This window comes from Novosphingobium sp. NPDC080210, assembly GCF_050281025.1.
Lineage (GTDB): Bacteria > Pseudomonadota > Alphaproteobacteria > Sphingomonadales > Sphingomonadaceae > Novosphingobium.
In genome coordinates, this window is record NZ_JBNNWL010000015.1 from 1 (window position 1) to 3,145 (window position 3,145).

General features: G+C 63.3%; 4 protein-coding genes. All 4 read right to left on the bottom strand.

What is annotated here, in order from left to right:
- Window positions 1–43: 43 nt before the first annotated feature.
- From ACQKOE_RS16495 to tnpA, 4 genes are read right to left on the bottom strand one after another with little or no spacing between them, the layout of a single operon-like run.
- Window positions 44–667: a UPF0149 family protein gene (locus tag ACQKOE_RS16495; RefSeq protein WP_427513778.1), complete on the bottom strand. Its 624-nt coding sequence runs from the start codon at window positions 665–667 to the stop codon at window positions 44–46.
- Window positions 664–2,241 carry an IS66 family transposase gene (gene tnpC, locus ACQKOE_RS16500; protein ID WP_427513779.1) on the bottom strand — a complete coding sequence of 526 codons (1,578 nt, stop codon included), beginning with the start codon at window positions 2,239–2,241 and terminating at the stop codon, window positions 664–666. The genes ACQKOE_RS16495 and tnpC overlap by 4 nt, the downstream gene beginning before the upstream one ends.
- Before the next feature lie 50 nt (window positions 2,242–2,291).
- Entirely contained in the window at window positions 2,292–2,645 is a 354-nt protein-coding gene (tnpB, locus tag ACQKOE_RS16505) for an IS66 family insertion sequence element accessory protein TnpB (RefSeq protein ID WP_427513780.1), read from the bottom strand.
- The gene (gene tnpA, locus ACQKOE_RS16510; protein ID WP_427513781.1) at window positions 2,642–3,064 is read right to left on the bottom strand and encodes an IS66-like element accessory protein TnpA; all 423 of its coding nucleotides are present in this window, start codon (window positions 3,062–3,064) and stop codon (window positions 2,642–2,644) included. The genes tnpB and tnpA overlap by 4 nt, the downstream gene beginning before the upstream one ends.
- Between the last annotated feature and the right edge of the window lie 81 nt (window positions 3,065–3,145).

The following is a 3,145-nucleotide window of genomic DNA, read 5'->3' on the forward strand; positions in this document are numbered from 1 at the left end:
GTAACCGTTGCACCGGTCCCACGCATGGGTCCCGGGTCGTTATTCAACTGGGGTTGAACAAGTCCGCCGGGATCATGGAGTCTGTGCGGGTTTCGTAGCAGCGGTCGTGCACCATGAGGATTATGTTGGGAACGACGCGCCAAGCATCTGCAAGAGCGCCCTTTGCGGCAGGATCGGCGAGCTGGTCGATCCAGGTCGGACCACCTGTCTGCGAACTATGGCCGACGAGCATGGCGAGCGGATAACCGATTTCCGGATCGCTCACGAACGGCGTCCAGGCATCGAGCGCGAGGCGCATGCCGGTGAAGAAGCCGTTGGCAAACTCCTCGAGCAGGACTTCGCCGTCATCGGTGCGCATGTAGACCGGCGCGTAGGTTTCAGGACTTTCGGCCAGCTCGTCGCAGATCTGCTCGTAGCGTGCGAGGATCGAGCGGATCGCGGCTGCCATGCGGGTGCCTTCGAGGACGTTGCGGGCGCGCTCGCCGAGGATGGTGACCATCCATGCCTCGGGCTCGATGAAGCGCGGAGAGACAGCCATGGCCGCAAGGAAGCCATCTATGGTTGATATTCCTGCGGCAGGCGGATCGAGGGCATCGAGCCAGATCGCGAGCTGCTCGCGTGAGAGCAGCCTGGTCTTGCTACCGGTACTGCGCCTTTTGAACTTCATGCCGCGAGCTTGTGCACGTGGATCGTGGCCGGTGTCCACGCCCAGGGCAGGAGGCAGGCAAGGTCATTGCTTTTCACCTGGCCAGTGACGATGCGCTCGAGCACATCGTTCAGCCAGGTGAAGGGATCAAGGCCATTGAGGCGGGCGGTCTGCAAAAGCGAGGCCAGGATGGCCCAGGTCTCGGCACCACCGTCACTACCCGCAAACAGGCTCGACTTACGCCCCTGGGCAACACTCCTCATGCCTCGCTCGACGGTATTGGTATCAACTTCGAGTTTCCCGTCCTCCAGGAAGCGGTTCAGCCCCTGCCAGTGGGACAGCGTGTAGCGCATGGCCTTGGCCAGATCGGACTTTGGCGACAGGTGCGGCAGCATCTCGTCGATCTCGGCCATGATCCGGGCCATGGGCGCGCTGGTTTCAAGCTGCCGGACACGTTGCCGCTCATGGGCGCTCATGCCCCTGATGCGTGCTTCGATCGCGTAGACTTCGCCGATCGAGGCGATGATCCGCTGGGCAATGGGCGACGGGGACTTGCGCCAGGCATCGATAAACTTGCGGCGTGCATGGGCAAGGCAGAAGGCAAGCCTGATCCGCTCGCGCGTCGGGCCTGACCGCACCAGAGCCTTGTACGCATCATAGCCGTCGACCTGGATGGTGCCGCTGTAGCCGGCAAGCTGCTGGCGTGCCTCATCGTGACCACGCCCACGGGCATGGATATAGACGACTGCCGGGTGCGCAGGGCCTTGCCATGGCCGGTCATCACAGGCGTGAGCCCAGAACTGTGTGTTCCTGACCCGTCTTCGCCCCTTTTCCTGGATCGGCATCCGGGTCTCGTCACAGAAGATCCGGGGCTGGCTGTGGATGTAGGCGAGCAACATCTGGTAGAGCGGGCGCAACCACCAGCTGAGCTTGCGCATCCACCGGCTTGGTGCCGAGCGGTCAAGGATCACGCCCTGACCTGCCAGCATCTGCAGTTGCCGGTTAAGCGGGATGGACCAGGCAAAGCGCGCCGTGGCCATCCAGGCCAGCGTCGAGGTCGTCACCATTGCGCCGGGAACTGCGCGCGCAGGCGCCGGTGCCTGGACCACGCCTTCCCGGCAGGTACGGCAACCATAGCGAGGGCGGATCGTCCTGATCACCCGCACGATCGCCGGAACCCAGTCGAGGGCCTCGCTGGCATCATGGCCGATGCGGTGAAGCGCCCCTTCACAACACGGGCACTCCAGACTGGCAGGTTCGATCGTCTTCTCGATGCGCTCGAGGTGCAGCGGCAGGGCGCGCTCGCCACGCTTGCGGCGAATCCGGTCAGGGACTGTCGCGGTATCTCCGGCAGGTGCTCCGTCATCATTGGCGGCACAAGGAGGGTCAAGGGGAAGTGGCGGCGCCAGGTCCTCCAGATCGAGGCAGCCCTGATCGCCGAGGACGACGCCGGCTCGTTCCGACAGGGTGCCGAAGGCCTGCTGCGTCACCCCCTTGAGGAGCGCGCGCAACTGTTCGTTTTCTGCCTGAAGCGCACGCACCAATGCCGAGAGTTTCTCGATATCCCGGGGCAGATCGGTGGTGCTGGAGAACATGCATCCGCATAGCATAATCCGCCCGCCGAGCCGAGCAAAAACCCCGGTATTCAGCCATAAATCAGCGGCCTCTTTCCCTCCGCAGCGGGCAATCTGGTCCAGTCCAGACCAGACAGCAGCGCAGCACACTGAGGCCCGCTCAGCACCATCGTCCCATCCCGCACCGGCGGCCAGCAAAAGCGCCCGCGATCGAGAATCTTTGCTGCCATAACCGCGCCGGTTCCGTCGTGACGCACCAGCTTTACCTTGTCGGCGCCCTTGTTGCGGAACACGAAGACATCGCCTGTACAGGCATCATGACCCAGGACATGGGTCACCAAGCCCATCAGCCGGTTGATCCCGGCACGAAAGTCGATCGGCTGCGTCGCCACGAAGATTCTCACCGAGCCATCGATCGGGATCATCCGCGGATCGCCGCCAGCACGGCGCGCAGGTTCTCTACATCAACCGCTCCAGTCACGCGCACTGTCACATCGCGGACAGTCAACTCAAGATCACCCGTCGCGCTTGCCGCCGGAACTGCCGACGGAATGGATCCGGTCGGCACCAGCGTCACGGGCACGAAACGCATCTCGTCAACAGCGCCCGTCGCCCGTGCATGTCTGCGCCAGTAGTGGAGCAATCCAAGGCCCACACCATTGTCGCGGGCAACCTGCGACACCGTTCTTCCGGGCATGAAGCTCTCGGCAAGAATCCGCTCGCGCTCATCATCAGGCCAGCGCTCGTAGCGCCGGCGCGAAACGTTTGGACTCCCGATCAAATCCGGCGCCGCACTGTGCAACGCACAGGTCAAATCGCCAGTCAAACGCCCATCCAAATCCACCGCGCACGCCTCCAATCCAACAAGGCGTCGTCATATCCCACCAAACTCAACCCGAATACGTGGGCTCCTTGCAGCGGTTAC

What these genes read in the sequence shown, in the direction of transcription:
- tnpC (WP_427513779.1), bottom strand. Translation starts at nt 2,241, where the DNA reads ATGTTCTCCAGCACCACCGATCTGCCCCGGGATATCGAGAAACTCTCG.
- ACQKOE_RS16495 (WP_427513778.1), bottom strand. Translation starts at nt 667, where the DNA reads ATGAAGTTCAAAAGGCGCAGTACCGGTAGCAAGACCAGGCTGCTCTCA.
- tnpB (WP_427513780.1), bottom strand. Translation starts at nt 2,645, where the DNA reads ATGATCCCGATCGATGGCTCGGTGAGAATCTTCGTGGCGACGCAGCCG.